This is a genomic window from Streptomyces sp. NPDC058335 (genome assembly GCF_042723915.1).
GTDB lineage: Bacteria > Actinomycetota > Actinomycetes > Streptomycetales > Streptomycetaceae > Streptomyces.
On the sequence record NZ_JBHXHX010000021.1, the window covers coordinates 99,533 to 114,493 of the forward strand.

Annotated in this window: 13 protein-coding genes and 1 pseudogene; 10 read left to right on the forward strand and 4 right to left on the reverse strand. The window is 69.5% G+C overall.

Going from position 1 to position 14,961, the window contains the following annotated elements; translation table 11 throughout:
* Positions 1 to 149 precede the first annotated feature (149 nt).
* On the reverse strand, positions 150 to 1,343 hold the full coding sequence (locus ACFWJX_RS32950; RefSeq protein ID WP_383249982.1) for an alpha/beta hydrolase: 1,194 nt from the start codon (positions 1,341 to 1,343) through the stop codon (positions 150 to 152).
* A gap of 606 nt (positions 1,344 to 1,949) precedes the next feature.
* Between ACFWJX_RS32950 and ACFWJX_RS32955 the strand changes: the two genes are divergently transcribed.
* The 4 genes from ACFWJX_RS32955 (at position 1,950) to ACFWJX_RS32970 (ending at position 3,676) form a co-directional block, all read left to right on the forward strand.
* Positions 1,950 to 2,192 (forward strand): DUF5302 domain-containing protein, encoded by a 243-nt coding sequence (locus ACFWJX_RS32955; RefSeq protein WP_383249983.1) that lies wholly within the window; start codon positions 1,950 to 1,952, stop codon positions 2,190 to 2,192.
* A gap of 254 nt (positions 2,193 to 2,446) precedes the next feature.
* On the forward strand, positions 2,447 to 2,896 hold the full coding sequence (locus ACFWJX_RS32960; RefSeq protein WP_383249984.1) for a hypothetical protein: 450 nt from the start codon (positions 2,447 to 2,449) through the stop codon (positions 2,894 to 2,896).
* Positions 2,897 to 2,948: 52 nt separating this feature from the next.
* Positions 2,949 to 3,188 (forward strand): hypothetical protein, encoded by a 240-nt coding sequence (locus ACFWJX_RS32965; protein ID WP_383249985.1) that lies wholly within the window; start codon positions 2,949 to 2,951, stop codon positions 3,186 to 3,188.
* 5 nt (positions 3,189 to 3,193) lie between these two features.
* On the forward strand, positions 3,194 to 3,676 hold the full coding sequence (locus ACFWJX_RS32970; RefSeq protein ID WP_383249986.1) for a hypothetical protein: 483 nt from the start codon (positions 3,194 to 3,196) through the stop codon (positions 3,674 to 3,676).
* Between the two features lie 42 nt (positions 3,677 to 3,718).
* On the opposite strand, the pseudogene ACFWJX_RS32975 reads toward ACFWJX_RS32970, so the two are convergent.
* Positions 3,719 to 3,994 (reverse strand): annotated as a pseudogene (locus ACFWJX_RS32975) (transposase); the annotation flags it as partial.
* A 509-nt stretch (positions 3,995 to 4,503) separates the two neighbouring features.
* Between ACFWJX_RS32975 and ACFWJX_RS32980 the strand changes: the two are divergent.
* The 3 genes from ACFWJX_RS32980 to ACFWJX_RS32990 all read left to right on the forward strand — a co-directional run bounded on the left by ACFWJX_RS32980 (position 4,504) and on the right by ACFWJX_RS32990 (position 7,798).
* Positions 4,504 to 5,865, forward strand: coding sequence for a sugar transferase (locus ACFWJX_RS32980; RefSeq protein WP_383250031.1), 1,362 nt, complete (start codon positions 4,504 to 4,506; stop codon positions 5,863 to 5,865).
* A 143-nt stretch (positions 5,866 to 6,008) separates the two neighbouring features.
* Positions 6,009 to 6,674, forward strand: a complete 666-nt coding sequence (locus ACFWJX_RS32985) for a putative colanic acid biosynthesis acetyltransferase (RefSeq protein ID WP_383249987.1) — start codon at positions 6,009 to 6,011, stop codon at positions 6,672 to 6,674.
* Positions 6,671 to 7,798, forward strand: a complete 1,128-nt coding sequence (locus ACFWJX_RS32990; protein ID WP_383249988.1) for a glycosyltransferase — start codon at positions 6,671 to 6,673, stop codon at positions 7,796 to 7,798. The genes ACFWJX_RS32985 and ACFWJX_RS32990 overlap by 4 nt, the downstream gene beginning before the upstream one ends.
* A gap of 72 nt (positions 7,799 to 7,870) precedes the next feature.
* Here the strand turns inward: ACFWJX_RS32990 and ACFWJX_RS32995 are convergent, their stop codons facing one another.
* Positions 7,871 to 9,067 (reverse strand): glycosyltransferase family 4 protein, encoded by a 1,197-nt coding sequence (locus tag ACFWJX_RS32995; protein ID WP_383249989.1) that lies wholly within the window; start codon positions 9,065 to 9,067, stop codon positions 7,871 to 7,873.
* A 32-nt stretch (positions 9,068 to 9,099) separates the two neighbouring features.
* On the reverse strand, positions 9,100 to 10,080 hold the full coding sequence (locus tag ACFWJX_RS33000) for an NAD-dependent epimerase/dehydratase family protein (protein WP_383249990.1): 981 nt from the start codon (positions 10,078 to 10,080) through the stop codon (positions 9,100 to 9,102).
* Positions 10,081 to 10,399: 319 nt separating this feature from the next.
* On the opposite strand from ACFWJX_RS33000, the gene ACFWJX_RS33005 reads away from it, so the two are divergent.
* From ACFWJX_RS33005 to ACFWJX_RS33015, 3 genes are read left to right on the forward strand one after another with little or no spacing between them, the layout of a single operon-like run.
* Complete coding sequence (locus tag ACFWJX_RS33005; RefSeq protein WP_383249991.1) at positions 10,400 to 11,851, forward strand: hypothetical protein; 1,452 nt, start codon at positions 10,400 to 10,402, stop codon at positions 11,849 to 11,851.
* Positions 11,848 to 13,395, forward strand: coding sequence for a hypothetical protein (locus ACFWJX_RS33010; protein WP_383249992.1), 1,548 nt, complete (start codon positions 11,848 to 11,850; stop codon positions 13,393 to 13,395). Before ACFWJX_RS33005 ends, ACFWJX_RS33010 begins: the two co-directional genes overlap by 4 nt.
* Entirely contained in the window at positions 13,392 to 14,930 is a 1,539-nt protein-coding gene (locus tag ACFWJX_RS33015) for an oligosaccharide flippase family protein (RefSeq protein ID WP_383249993.1), read from the forward strand. The genes ACFWJX_RS33010 and ACFWJX_RS33015 overlap by 4 nt, the downstream gene beginning before the upstream one ends.
* Positions 14,931 to 14,961: the final 31 nt, after the last annotated feature.

Genomic DNA, 14,961 nt, shown 5'->3' on the forward strand with positions numbered 1-14,961 from the left:
ATTGGTCTCACAGGGGTTCGGCCAGCCATGAGGGCAAGGCAGGCACAGGTCTCCCGTTGACCACAGGACGTCGCAAACTCCATGATGATGACCAGGCCCTGTGCCTCTTCTACTTCCGAGTGCCTCATCGAGCCCATCTGCGCGAGTTCTTACTCCACCTCCGCCAGCACGCCGTCCGTGTCCATGACCCAGCTGCCGCTCTCGACGCCGTACACCTTCTTGTCTTTGAGCCACTTCCAGGACATGTGCTGCAGGATCTGGGCGGCCTTCCGTTCCCAGACCGGGTTGTGGTCCCAGCCCTCGACGCGGAACATCAGCTTGTCGGCGCCCGGGATCCCCTCGTAGAGCTTGGGAACGGAGAAGTGCAGAACCGGCCCCAACTCCTGTGGCGTGTTGGCCGTTCTGTCCTGGTCTCCGTAGACGATGCACACCGGTACGGTGCTGCCGAGTGTGGAGCCGTGCGGCACCGTGCTCGTGTTCCAGCCCCACCAGTAGGAGTTGCGCCACCGCATGACGCCCTCGGGTGCTCCCAGGGTCGAGCCGCCCCACTTCTGGCCGATGCTGTCGCAGTCCATGATGGCCTGCCACACGTGGTCGGCCAGCTCTTTGTCGCTGATGCCGGCTTGGACTCCCGCCTTGCTGGTCAGGTTCATCGGGAAGCCGAAGACCGCGGGCGGCTTGGACTCGGGCTGTGTGGGCAGCGGCGTTCCGGGAGGCGGCGCGAAGGGGTCGGAGGTGTTCGTCGACCATCGGCCGTTCGGGGGGAACATGGGTGCGAGAAGGAACACGCTCGCCACGTCCCCGGGGTTCCGCAGCGCGTACGGTCCCATGACGAACGCGGCCGCGGACCAGCCGATGAATGCGACCTTCTCGTCGGCGCACCGGTCCCTGATGAACTTGACGACTGTGCCCAGCTCGTCCCATTCGCTCTTGGAGTTTCCCAATTGGTGCGGATAGTTCGCCGTCGGGTCGCAGTCATCCGTACCGGGATTGGTCTTCAGGAGGCTCCGCTGGGCCGGGTTGGCGTTGCACGGGTCGTGCATTTCCGGGCGGGGGGAGAGCCCGGATCCCTGGAGGTCCATGACGTACACGTTGTAGCCCTTGCCCGCCAGGGCCTGCGCCCAGCTGTAGCTGGTGTCCGGGTGCGGGGAGGCGCCTTGCGCAGGGAGCACGAGGTCGAAGCCGGGGAGAGCCGGAATGCTCCTGCCGTGGAGCATGAGGACCGGCTTGGGGGTGCCTCCGGATCCAGCGGCCTCGTATTCCCGTACGAAGAGTTCGATCTCGGTGCCGGAGTTCGCCGGGATGGTCGATTCGTGCTTGACCTTGTGGTCGACAGGAGTCATGTGCGGCATGGTCGCCTCCGATGGCTGTTCGTCCCGAGGAACGGTTGTTCCCAGGGTCAGCATCTGGGCCACCACCGGCCGGGACGGGGAGCCGGCCCGGCGGGGCGCACGGACGGTGGCCAATCGGGTGGGCGCGGCTCCTCCGATCGGCGGGGTGCGCGTCAGGGGAGCGCGTCAGAGACCAGGCCGCAGGCCCGGGAGTCCGACATCCGCGCGAGGGACCAGAGACGCCGGGGCGGCGGACCGCATCACCCGAACCTCAGGCCAGTGACCTTCCAGTCGCCACAGCGACCGGAGAGATCACCCAGACAGGCCGCGGCACATCCCGAGCGTCACCCGACTCAGCGATGGCACCAGGAGTGTTGCGATGGGTACGCGGGCCGGCCCGGAACGGTGCGGCCGAGCTGCCCGTCTCGCGGCCCGCTGTCCCTGGCGTGTCCACGGCCGCGTCCGCCAGGCGGCGCATATCGGCGTCCGGGAGTCCTCGTCCCCGTTCAGCGCCGGCGATCCCCGGCCGCAGTCGGCGATGTAGTTGGACGCGGGTACCTCGAGCGGTGCCCGCCATGACAAGCTGTGCTTTCCACTGCCCAGTCCCAGGAGGTCACCATGGCTGCAGAGTCTCCATCGCCCGAAGGCTCGGAGCCGGTTGACGGCGAGGGCCCTTCCATCTCGCCCGACGAAGACGGCCAGTACGACTTGAAGCGCAAGTTCCGGGAGGCTCTGGCGCGCAAGCGTGGCATGCAGGCGGACGCCACTGACCTCGCCGCGAACACCGACACGTCCAAGATCCACGGTGCGCACGGCCCGGCCGCGAGTCAGCGGTCGTTCCGTCGGAAGAGCGGCGGCTGAGTCCCGAACCGGCCTTCAAGGGCCCCAACCAAGCCGTTGGTAGTGCCGGCGGGTGATCAGACAGAGGGCGAGGCCGAGGAAGGCTTCGTGGATGTCGCCGCGCTTTGCCCAGCCGATGCGCAGGCGGCAGAAACCGTGGAACGTTCGCCGGCCCGGCCGAGCGATGGCGGTCCCCCTCGGATCCTGTAGGGCCCCAGGGCGACGGCGCGACGATTCGGGTGTCCTGATGGTGAGGGCCGTGCGAGCATCGGCGCGTGATCGACGATGAGGAGCTGTCTGCCGCCGACCTGATCGGTAGGCGACTGCTGCACGTGACCACGGCTCGGCATCACCACTCCGATGACGAGCGGCCGCTGCTGCACCTGTGGCTTCGTCTGGAGGGGCTGGGCCCGGTGCTGTTCCACACGCCCGGGACCGGCTTGTCGCTGCGGGTCGATCAGCCGCACGGGCCGTACTCGATGGCGGAGCACGGCAGGGTCTCGGTGGTCGACGATGCGCCGGACGTTTCGGTGACCCGGCTCGTCGGACAGCCGATCCGCTCGGTTCGGGAGATTGGCTACGAGGCCGGCCGTGTCGACTTCACGGCCGGCCTCACGCGCCAGTTCCCGGAGGAAGCGTCCGCCTGCTTGGCCTCGACGACGACCTCGTCATCGCCCACGACCGACATCTGGGCGCTGTCGAGGCCCACCCGCACGAGGGCGTGACCATCGCGCGGGTGGTGCAGACCTGCGGGGGCGGTTCATCACAGTGGGATGCGTGGACAACCAGGGGCCGGTACCTGTACTTGCGGTACCGCCACGGCGAGGGGCCGTCGAGCAGCATCCCAGCGACGACACGAACACATGGGAAGGCGAGGAGTCGGGACTCTCGAGCACATGGGCCGACGGAGCCAGCGGCGGCTGGATCGAACTGGTTGACTTCCTCGCCAGGGCCGGTCTGCGGCTGGCGCCGAACGCCGAGGTCTGCACGACATCGCCGATCGACGGGGGGACCTGAGGAAAGTGCTCGAGCACCCGAGCGGCGACTACGCGATCACCGAGACGTACTCCGTCCCTGACGACGCGTGGTACCTGGAACTGAACCTCGCCCGGGATCAACGAACCCTCGTGACCGCGATCGTCCCCGACGAGGACCCGGCGCGCGAGCCGACGCTCTGTTTCACTCCCGAACGACGGCACCTGGACATTCCGTACGAGGTCATGCGCTGGTTCATGGACCGGATTGACGACGAGATCCGAACCTCCCGAGCCTGGATGCGGCTGCGGCCGGATCTGGTGGAGGTCATCCACCGCTTGCGCCAGGAACACCTGGGCGCCATCGATGACGCCGACTTTCCCGCAGTGCTCGCGGAGGTACGTGCCGCAGTCCCCAGGACCGACCTTCCTGCCGTCCTTGCAGCCGCCATAGGGCGGAGTCCCGATGGCGCCACGGTAGGCGGCGTGGAGGCACTGCGGCTCATGGGCGAGGGGGTGATGGAGCAGTGATTGCTGCCCCGATGGGCCGGCGCCATCCGCGACCGACGCTTCCGCGCCGATCGTGTCCTGCCGCCTCCCGGCCGGCCGGGCCCGCACATGCGTCGAATCCCACGGGCTGGAGGTGATGAAGGGGCTCAGCGTCTGCCGGTTGCCGTCCTCACCGAGGCGGGCCGCCCTCGGCTCCGCCGACTTGCGCCGTCCCGCCAGCGGCTGACCCCGGTGCCCCGGGTTCCCCATTTCCCCAGCCACAGAGGGCGACGACGGAGAGGCTTGGCCCACCTCGGTGGTCTGCACCAGCACGGCTCCTGCGGAGGCCGCAGAGGGCATGGCGGTCTTCGTGTCGAGCCCGAACAGGGTGGCGAAGTACGGCGGAGCGGGGCCTCGGACCAGAGCTGCTTCGAGCGGCCGGTCGCCGCGGAGCTTCTCCACGGCCGCGTGTTGCCCGGCATCGCAGTGCTGATCCAGTGGTTGCCGGCCCTGCAGGTCGTGTCGACGGCCTGGCCGTTGATCAACGGGTGGAGGTCGGTGTTCGGCCTGCGGCGGCGCCGGGCGCCAGCCCGACCAGCAGTCGCGCTCGGCGATGTGACTGAGCGTATGGCTTTAAAGAATGCTTTTCATATCTATGTGGTGATATAAGGATCATATTCACGCGGGTGTGACGGTCGGCTGCCGACGTTCGGCAGCCGGACTCGCGATCTGTAACGGGGGACTCGAGGGAGAGGACCATGCGGCGGTTCAGAATCGCGATGTCCCGACAGGCGCCGACGCCCGTGGCACATCGCCCAATCCACCGCGAGGAGAGTCGGGCGCGCTGGTACGCCCCCTTCTCGGTGAGTGTGGACCTCCTAGCTGCGGCACTTCCGGTCGCGGCGGCTTTCGTCGAGGTGCACGAACCCCACCCGCTGCGCCTGGCGGCTGCCGCCGCCCTGCTCTGGCCGCTCATCGGAGTGGTGAGCAGGCGGTACACGCCCTTGGCGTGGGGCGACGGGGGCGGCCTGAGGGCCGTGATGCGGGACTGGCTGGTCCTTGTCGGTGCCCTGGCCACACTGCGTGTGGTCTGCGGGCTGGACAGTGTGCCTGCCGAAGCGTTCACGGCACTGATCCCCGCCCTGGTCCTGACGGGCGTCTGCCAGAAGTTGATCCACCGTCACCTGCTGGCGGCTCGCCGGGCCGCCCGCGCACTGCGCCACGTGGTCGTCGTCGGTGAGGCCCCGACGGTCGACGCCGTGGTCGAGCAACTTGCCCAGCGCACCGACCACGAGTACGTGGTTGTCGGCGCCTGCCCGGTGGGTGAGGGCGAGGTCCGTTCCGGTGTGCCGGTGTGCGCGCGGCTGCCCTGTGAGACGCCCGAGACGCCCGAGGAGGACGCCGCGGCGGTGCTCGGGGCGGCCGACGAACTGGCGGCCGACACGGTCTTCGTCGCACCCGGTCCGCATGTCAGCGGTGATCGGGTGCGCAGGCTGTCATGGATGGTCCACGACCAGGGCCGCTCACTCGTGGTGCTGCCCGGGATCGTCGACGTGGCACGGCGGCGCGTGCGGCCGACGTCGGCGGCCGGTCTCACCCTGCTGCACATCGCGCCACCGTTGCATCGCGGCATGCACACGTTGACGAAAGCCTTCGTGGACCGAGTGGGTGCCCTGACGCTGATCGTCCTGCTCTCACCGCTGCTGTTCCTGCTGGCCCTTGCCGTCCAGCTCGGCTCGCCCGGTCCGATCCTGTACCGCCAGACACGGGTGGGCCGCGACATGGTGCCGTTTCCCATGTGGAAGTTCCGCACCATGGTGGTCGACGCGGACCGGATGAAAAGCGGGCTGGAGTCGCAGAACGAGAACGACGGACACATGTTCAAGATGCGTCAGGACCCCCGGGTCACCCCTGTGGGGCGCATCCTGCGGCGCTACTCTCTGGACGAACTGCCGCAGCTGTTCAACATCCTCTTCGGTCACATGTCCCTGGTCGGTCCGCGGCCTCCGCTCCCCGAGGAGGTCGCCAAGTACGACAGCGTCGAGATGCGCCGGCTCCGTATCAAGCCGGGTCTGACGGGCCTGTGGCAGGTGAGCGGGCGGTCGGATCTGTCTTGGCGTGAGACGGTCGCGCTCGATCTGCGCTACGTCGACAACTGGTCGCTGGCCGGTGACATGAACGTCGTGGCCCGCACGGTGCGCGTGGTCCTGGAGGGCCAGGGCGCCTACTGAGGGAGGATGCGGCCCCTTCCCCGGGTCGCATCCTCCATCCGGGCAGGTCTGCCACCAACACGCAGTGATCGCGGATGATCCGTCCCGGGGGACAGGAAGGATCGCGGACGGAGACGTCGCAGGCCCTTGGAAGGGACACCGCCATGGCACAGACCTCAGCCGCACACACCAGAGCCGCACCGTCCGAAACCGCCCCTCACCCGGGTGACACCGACGGCACCACGACGCACCAGCCCGTCGGAGGACGCTCCCTGCGCGGCTTCACCGGCGCCGGATACGACAAGGGCCGTGCCCTGCCGGTCCAGGCCGCCTGGTTCGCCGTCCTCCACCTTCTCTTCGCCACCTGGTGGTTCCCGGCGCGCTGGCGGCCGGCACTACTGCGCGCCTTCGGGGCCCGTGTCGGGCAGCGGGTGCTCATCCGGCGCGGAGTGCGGGTCCACTGGCCCTGGAAACTGGACATCGGTGACGACGTCTGGATCGGTGAGGACGCCTGGATCCTCAACCTCGAACCCGTCACCATCGGCAACGACTGCTGCGTCTCCCAGGGCGCACTGCTGTGCACGGGCAGCCATCGTCGACGCTCCGCCACCTTCGAGTTCGACAACGGCCCCATCCGGCTGGAACCAGGCAGCTGGATCGCGGCGCGTGCCGTCGTACTGCGCGGCGTCACCGTCGCAGGCGGCGCGGTGGTGGGCGCCGGCGCCGTCGCCCACCGGGACCTCGCACCGGGCGAGGTCCTGACCGCGGGCGGTGCGCCCGCGACGGACCTGTCCGTGTCCGTCGTGTCGACGAAGGGAGCCGCGGCATGAGAGTGGTCCATGTCGTCACCCTCGTCAGCGACGACGGCGCCTTTGGCGGGCCGACGAGCGTGGCCCTGGCCCAGCTCGAGGAGTGCGCCGCTCGCGGCCACGACGTGACGCTGGTGTCGCTGTGGCGGGGTCGATCTCCCGCCGCGCGCAGCGTCGGCGCCGTCCGTTTCCGCTCCCGTCCTGCATGGCGCGTCGTCCCGGGCCGGGGCTGTCTGGGACTCATGCACCCGCTGCTGCTGCGGGACTTGTGGCGTGCCATGGGACGCGCAGACGTCGTACAACTGCACGTGGGACGCGACCTCGTCTCGCTCGCCGCGCTCGCTGTCGCCCGCCTGCGGCGGACCGATTTCATCACCCAGACGCACGGCATGGTCGAGCCCCGCACCGGCGCCGTCGCCCGTGTCTTCGACCGTCTCTACGTGCCGCTGTTGCGCCGGTCGCGCTGCTGTCTCGTGCTCACCGAGCGGGAGCGCCGGGCCCTGACCGACGTACTGGGTCCGGAGGGGCCACCGCTGGTTTCCCTGCCCAATGGTCTGCGTTCGGTAGGTGGTGAGGCGGCCACCCTGCCGCGCAGCGACCATGAGGTGATTTTCCTGGCCCGGCTCCATCCGCGCAAACGCCCCGAGGCGTTCGTCGAGATGGCCGCCCTGGTCCACAAGGAGGTGCCCGAGGCACGCTTCACCCTCTTCGGTGCGGACGAGGGGTCCCTCCCGGCCGTGCGCCGGCTGATCGCGGACCGCGGACTGACCGAGGTGGTGTCCTACGGCGGTGCGCTGGAGCACTCCGCGGCGCTGGAGGCCTACCGCAGGGCCGCCGTCTACGTCCTGCCGAGTGTGCATGAGCCGTTTCCGATGACGGTGCTGGAAGCACTGGCCGAAGGCACACCGGTGGTGTGCACGGACAGCAGCGGCATCGCGGCCGAACTGACGCGCAGGGGAGCGGCGCTGGTCACCGACGGCAGTCCGGAGACCCTGGCCGACGCGGTGTGCCTGCTGCTTGCCGACGAGGCGCTGCGCCGCTCCCTGGCCGAGGCCGGTCGCCGTGCGATCGAGGAGGCCTTCTCCATCCGGGCGGTCGTGGACCGACTCGAGGACGTCTATCGGCGGCGACCCGGCCACGGTTGACCGGGACGCCCCGGCCGTCTCGGGCCCGCCGCAGGTGCGGTGGTTCCGAGACGGCTGGTGCCTGCAAGGGCGTCAGCGCGCCGGGGTGCGGCTGATGACCGTACGGAGAATGTCCTCGAAACGGGAGGCGCAGTCCTCCAGGGCGAACTCCCGCTCGGCGAGGGCACGGCTCTCCTTGCCCAGCGACTCGGCGCGAGCCGGGTCGGACAGGATTTCCTGGGCCCAGGCGGAGGCCTCGTCGAGTGCGGACTCGGCCGGGGGGAAGACCGCGGAGCCCGCCTGCCGGAGCAGGTGCGCGGCCAGGTTGTCGTCGGGCATCAGGCCGAGCACCGGACGCCCGGCGCACAGATACGACAGCGTCTTGGACGGGACGGAGAATTCACCGGCGTCCGCCGCGAGGACGACGACGAGAAGGTCGCCCGAGCCCAGTACGTCGGGCAGTCGCGCGTAGGGCTGGAAGGGCAGCAGGGTCAGGTCGACCCCCCGCGCGGCTGCGGCCCTTCTGAGGACGGGCACGGCAGGGCCGTCGTTGACTACGACGAGACGGACCGGGGTGCCCCGGTCCCGCAGCCGTTCGGCCAACTGCACCAGCAGTACCGGGTTGTGCTTGAGACCCAGCGTGCCGGAGTACAGCACCGTCCGCACCTCGTTGAGACCCTGCTCGGCCGACCAGTCGTTGTCCCGGGGCCGCGGGACGATCTCGTCGAGCGGTGCCCAGTTGGGAATGACGGTGACCTTGCCGGCGGTGCCCCACTGCTGGTGGATCCGCAGGAAGGACTGTGCAATCACCACGATGGCCGCGGCCTTGCGTGCCGACCACTTCTCGCCTGCTCCGAAGACCCTGGCGGCGACACCCATGGACTTCGCGACGCCGGCGAAGGTCTTCAATGCGACGGCAGTGACGTCTTGGTGCCACAGTACCCAGGGGATGCCCAGCCGTTTCAGCATGGCCGCTGCCGCGACCAGCATCGGGATGGGCAGGTTGGACAGCATGGCCACGTCGGGCTTCTCCCGGCGGACCTGCCGGGCCAGTTCGAGGCCCAGCAGGGTTTCCTGGCCCAGCCGTTGGAAGTAGCGCTCCTTGCGGAGCACGGTGCTGTCCCCGATGGTGACGAAGCGCAGGCCCGGAGCGTCTCCGGCGAGGTTGCCCTTGCCGGAGACGTAGGCGGTGCAGGTCGAGTGGACGACGTCGTGGCCACGGCGTGCCAGTTCCCGGCTCAGTTGCGCCTGGAACGGGTGGCCGCTGTAGTCGTGCACGAGGATCCTCATCGGCTCTCCGTGTCCGGGGTCTCGGCTCGGTCTCACTGGTGGGAGCGCTTGACCTGGTCGTAGACCCAGGCGTAGGTCTTCTCCAGGCCGTCGAGCAGGGGGATCGACGGTTCCCAGCCGTAGATCTCGCGAATCAGGTCGTTGTCGGAGTTGCGGCCGCGTACGCCCTGCGGGGCGTCGAGCTGGTAGGTGCGCTCGCAGCGGATGCCGGCGATCCGCTCGACGATGTCGACGAGCTGGTTGATGGTCACCAGTTCCGACGAACCGAGGTTGACGGGTACAGCGCTGTCCGCGTGCATGATCATCTGAGTGCCGTGGAGGCAGTCGTCGATGTACATGAACGAGCGGCTCTGCAGTCCGTCGCCCCAGATGTCGATCCGGTGGTCCCCGGAGACGACGGCCTCGGCCACCTTCCGGCACACCGCGGCGGGGGCCTTCTCGCGACCGCCGGTCCAGGTGCCGTGGGGGCCGTAGACGTTGTGGTAGCGGGCGACGCGGGTGACGAACCCGTAGTCCTCGGCGTAGTGCCGGCACATGCGTTCGGAGAAGAGCTTCTCCCATCCGTAGCCGTCCTCCGGCTGTGCCGGGTAGGCGTCCTCCTCCTTGAGGGCGGTGACGTTCGGGTCGGTCTGCTTGTCGGCGGCGTAGACGCAGGCGGAGGAGGAGTAGAAGTAGCGCTCGACGCCGGCCTCGTGTGCCGCCTGCAGCATGTGGGTGCTGGTCAGCACCGACATCATGCAGGCGGCCTTGTTGTTCTCGATGAAGCCCATGCCGCCCATGTCAGCGGCCAGCATGTACACCTGCCGGGCACCCTGGACGCCGGCCCGCGCACTGTCGAGGAGCGAAAGGTCGGCGACCACGTTCTCGGCGTCCTGGTGGACCTGGTACCACTCGTGCGGAGGCTTGATGTCGATGGAGCGGACAGTCATCCCCTGGGCGAGAAGTTCGCCGACGAGGTGACCGCCGATGAATCCCCCGCCTCCGGCCACGACGACATCGGTCTGCTTGCTCATGCGCAACTCCCTTGTCCGTTGGAGGTCTGATGCGTGATCAGTAGGGCCACCGCCGCCTGTCACGGCCGATCCAGCACCGGGCCTGCGGAGACCTGCGCGATAAGCTATGCAGATTTGTCATGATTTGAGATTCAAGGCACGCCAGTGGTCATAGAGATCACTCGATGACCATGTTTGAGGACTAATACATCGATTCCGATGTCTCGTGCGTGGTGAGCGCAGTTCTGTGTTCTTGAGCGCTATATATCCTTTGGTGACGTTTCAGGCTGAAAATTCGCTCGACGGAGAGGTCGGGATGCGAGGCGCTCGCGTCCGCAGCGTGGCTGCGGTCTCCCTGTGGGCCGTGACCCTGATAGTCCTGCTGCCAGGGCTGATCCTGCAGTCGGGCGGCATGCGGATGTCGCCCGCACTCCTTCTGCAGGCCGTCGTCGTGGCCCACACCGGTGGTGCGCTCGCCCGGGTGCTCACCGCTCCCACGGTGCGGTTGGTCGGCTTCGGCTTCTGGGTCTTCGCCTACATCTGGCTCGGCCTGGCGCCCCTGGCGATGCTCGCCTCCGACACGTACCCCTGGCCCTACCGGACCGGCGAGGTGACCGCCTTCCAGGCGGTCGCTGTCATCGAGCTGGGCCTCGTCGCCTACAGCGCCGGAACAGCCCTGGCCGCGCGCCGCCGGCAGGCCCGCGCGGCGACCGCACCGCCAGGGTTCCTGGAACGGCTGCTCTCCCGCCGTCTCGCGCCCTGGCGCCTGCTGGCGCTGAGCGGTCTGGCCCTCGCCTTCGCGGCGCTGCTGATTGCGCGTCAGCCCGGTCGCCTGACCGCCTACTTCACCAGCCGGCAGGCGATCACAGAGGCTGGCGCCATCGGGGACGGGGAGGGTGCCTTCCTCCAAGTACTGCTCAGCTGGTCGCTGTCCGTGCCCGCATTCTGGGCGCTGCTGGGACTGCTGCACGTACCCCGTCTCACGGGCGGCGACCGCTGGCTCCGCGTGCTGCGCCGACTGCTGCTTCCGGTACTCCTCGTACTGAACGCGGTCGTCAACAACCCCGTCAGCAAGCCCCGTTTCTGGATCGGCACGGTCGTACTGACCCTGCTGTTCACCGTGCCACGGCTGAGCCGGCCCCGCGCCTTCCGGATCACGGCGGCCGCACTCATCACGGCGCTCCTGGTCGCCTTCCCCTACAGCGACTACTTCCGCTACAGCGACCGGGAGGAGGTGGCCGTCACCTCCCTCGCCGCCCAGTTCACCACCAACGGCGACTATGACGCTTTCCAGCAGGTGCAGACAGGCGTCGACTTCGCACGGGACAACGGGTTCTCCCCGCAGGACGCACTCGGCCCCCCGCTGTTCATGGTGCCGCGCTCGATGTGGCCGGAGAAACCCGAGGACACCGGCATCAGACTGGCCCGGTACGCGGGTTACGAGTTCCTCAACCTCTCCGCGCCGCTGTGGATCGAGAGTTACCTCTGGGCCGGTCCCTTCGGAGTGGTCGGCGTCTTCTGTCTGCTCGGCTCGCTGGGACGGCGTGTGGACGACGTACGCCACCTGCTGCGCGGCCGGCCGGGCAGTCTCGCGGCACTGCTGGTGCCGGCCTTCGCCTTCTACCAGATGGTCTTCCTGCGCGGCAGCCTGCTCGGCATCGCAGGCCCGCTGACCCTCCTCCTGACCGTCCCGCTGCTCATCAGCACCCGCACCGGCCGGCTCCCCTCATCGGCGGCGCCGATCGCACCCATCCGTCACGCATCCATCTCCGGAACAGGAGGGCACCGGTGACCGGCCCCATCCCATTCGACGACCGGTACGACGAACCGGACCAGCTACGCGACCAACTGCGCCGAATCCTGCGCCACCGTGGCCTGATCGCGCTGGGCATCCTCCTGGGTGTCCTTGGAGGGCTGGCCCTGTCCCTGCAGCGCGCCCATACCTACAGCGCCACCAGCGAAGTCCTGGTGCGCTCCACCACCGACCCCTTCGGCGCCGTCGGCGTCTCGGCCGACAACCAGGTCAGCATGAGCACGGAGCAGCGGATCGCCGCCAGTGCCACCGTCGCCGTGCGGGCAGCGCGCCTCCTGGGCCAGCCCGACAGCCAGGCCGGGACACTCGGGACACGGGTGCGGGTCACCAACCCGCTGAAATCCCAGGTCCTGCGCTTCGAGTTCACCGCCGACGCCCCCCAGCGCGCGGCGCGCGGCGCCAACGCCTTCGCCGACGCCTATCTCGCCGACCGCGAGAGTCGAAGCGACGCCACAGTGGCGCGGACGACCCGCGCTCTGCAGCAACAGATCGCCGTGCTGAACCAGCGGCTGTCCCAGGGCGTCGAGACGGCCAAGTCCGCCACGCAGAACCAGCTCTACAACCTGCAGAAGCGCGTTCTGGACATCAAGGCCCGCGACACCGACGGTGGTGACGTCGTCCGCAGGGCCACGGCGCCCGCCCTGCCCGTGGGCCCCGGGCCGCGGACCCTGCTCGCCCTCGGTCTGGGGTGCGGACTTCTCCTGGGCATCGTGCTGGCCTGGGTACGCTCCGCCTTGGACAGCAGGGTCGGCTCGGTCGGTGAGGTGCAGAGTGCCCTGCGCGCTCCCGTGGTCGGCATCCTGCCTTCCGACGACGGCGGAGACGACGCCCTGTTGACGGTCGGCCGTACCGGCAGCCCCCGGACGGAGGCCTACCGGGCCCTGGCATTCCGGCTGCGCCAGATCGGCGACCCGGGTGGTCCCGGCCAGGTGCTCGTGGTGGCACCCCGGCGCGTCGGCGACGCCGAGGAGGTGGCGGCGAACCTGGGCGCCGCCCTCGCCGACAACGGCAGCGACGTGCTCCTGGTCGACACCGCCGCGCACACCACCGGCCTCGCCACACAGCTGCCCCTGATCCCCATCGAAGTTCCCACCCCGGCGACGGGGTTCCCTCCGGCCGGAAGCACCTTCGTCGAGGCCGACGTCGCCGGCCGCTTCGCCTTCTCGTCGAACGGCGCCGCCGGCCTGCTCGACCGGACGGAGTCCGCCGACGCCGGCGCGTCGACCGTCGTCGTCGCAGGGCCCTTCCTCACACACGCCGACGCGCTGTCCCTCGCACAGCGCGCCGACGGCATCCTCGTGGTCGTTCACCCCGGCCACACCCGGCGGGAGGACCTCCGGCAGATGCAGGAGCTGATCGGCTGCTCCGGCGGACGCATCCTTGGGGCCGTGCTCGACGCCGGGCGCGCGGGCCGGAGACTGCGTGTCCTACGCCGCCCGAGGAACAATCCGGCGTCCGGCACCGGCCTGTCCTCGACGGACCATTCCGAGCGGGACGCCACGCTGAGCATCTCTCGCCGATGACCGCCCCCGAAGCGACCGCCCGCCCCCGCGCCGAGGCCACCGCCAGTGGTGTGGCCGCCACCGCGCGGGGCGGCTGGTGGGGGATGGCGGGTTCCGTCGCGAACGCCGTCTTCTCGTTTCTCCTCGTCGGCCTGATCACACGGGCCGTCGGGGCACAGGGAGCGGGCGTCATCTTCACGGGCGTCGCCATGTTCACCATTCTCAGCAACACCTGCAAGCTCGGCGCCGACACCGGGCTCGTGCGCTTCGTACCACGCGACCTCGCCGTCGACGGCGGCCGTTCGGTGGACGCGCTGCTGCGCACGGCCCTCCTGCCGGCGACCGTGGCCGGCACCGCGGCCGCCGTGCCCTTGGTGCTGTTCCCCTCGGTGGCGACCACCCTCCTGCCCCAGCTGCCTCCTGCGGACGCCGCCGCGCTCATCCGGCTGTTCGGACTCTTCCTGCCCGCCGCCACCGTGGGCATGGTCCTGCTCGGCGCGGCGCGGGGCTACGGCACGGTAGTGCCGTTCGTCGGCGTGGAGCAGATCGGCAAACCGGTGCTGCGCGTGCTGATCGCCATCCCCGTCGTCTGGTGTGCGCCCAGTGTGCCCGCGCTGGCCTCGGCCTGGCTGCTGCCGTCGCTGGCCGGGTCGGTGGCCGCCTGGCTCGCACTGCGCCGCTGCCGCGCCCGGCGTCCCACACCCCGCCGGGCAGGAAGCGCGGCGGTGCCCTGGCGGGCCTTCTGGCGATTCGCCGCACCCCGTGCGGTGTCCTCCGTCTTCGACATCGGGGCCGTCTGGATCGGCGTCATCCTGCTGTCGGCTCTTGCCACCAGCAGTGAAGCGGGGGTGTACACGGCCATCGGCCGCATCGTCACGGCGGGCACCCTCGTCCAACTTGCCGTACGGCTTGCCGTCGCACCGGAACTCAGCCGTCTCCTCGCCGTCGACAAGGTCGCCGAAGCGCGCGCTCTGCACCGCATCTCGACCTGCTGGACCGTGCTCTTGTCGTGGCCGCTGTTCGGCGTCGTCGCCTGTTTCCCCGGGACAATCCTGTCCGTCTTCGGACCGGGGTTCACCGACGGCGCCCTCGCGCTCGTCGTGCTGTGTGCCGCCTCCATGGTCAACGTCGCCGTCGGCAATGCGCAGACCGTGCTGCTCATGGCCGGCCGGAGCTGTTGGCATCTGACCGTCACCGCGGTGGCTTTCACGGTTCAGCTGACCGTCGGCGTCCTCGCCGTGCCGGCCTGGGGGGTGCTCGGCGCCGCGGCGTCCTGGGGTGCGGCGATCGTGGTGGAAAACCTCACGGCGGCCGTGCTCGTGCGGCTGTGTCTCGGCTTCACCACCGTGGACCGGGGCTACACCAGGGCCCTCGCGGTGGGGCTGGCCGTCACGACGGTGCTGGCGGCGTCCCGTCTCTCCGAGGGGGACACCTCGTCGGGACTCGCCGTGGGAATGGTCTTGGGATTGTGTGTATTTGGTATTACTTTGTGCCGATATCGGACGCTGCTGAGGTTGGGCGAGCTGGTCGGAGCGCTGCGGCATCGCGCCGCATGAACACGGTTACGTTCGCACCGTCAGGATCACC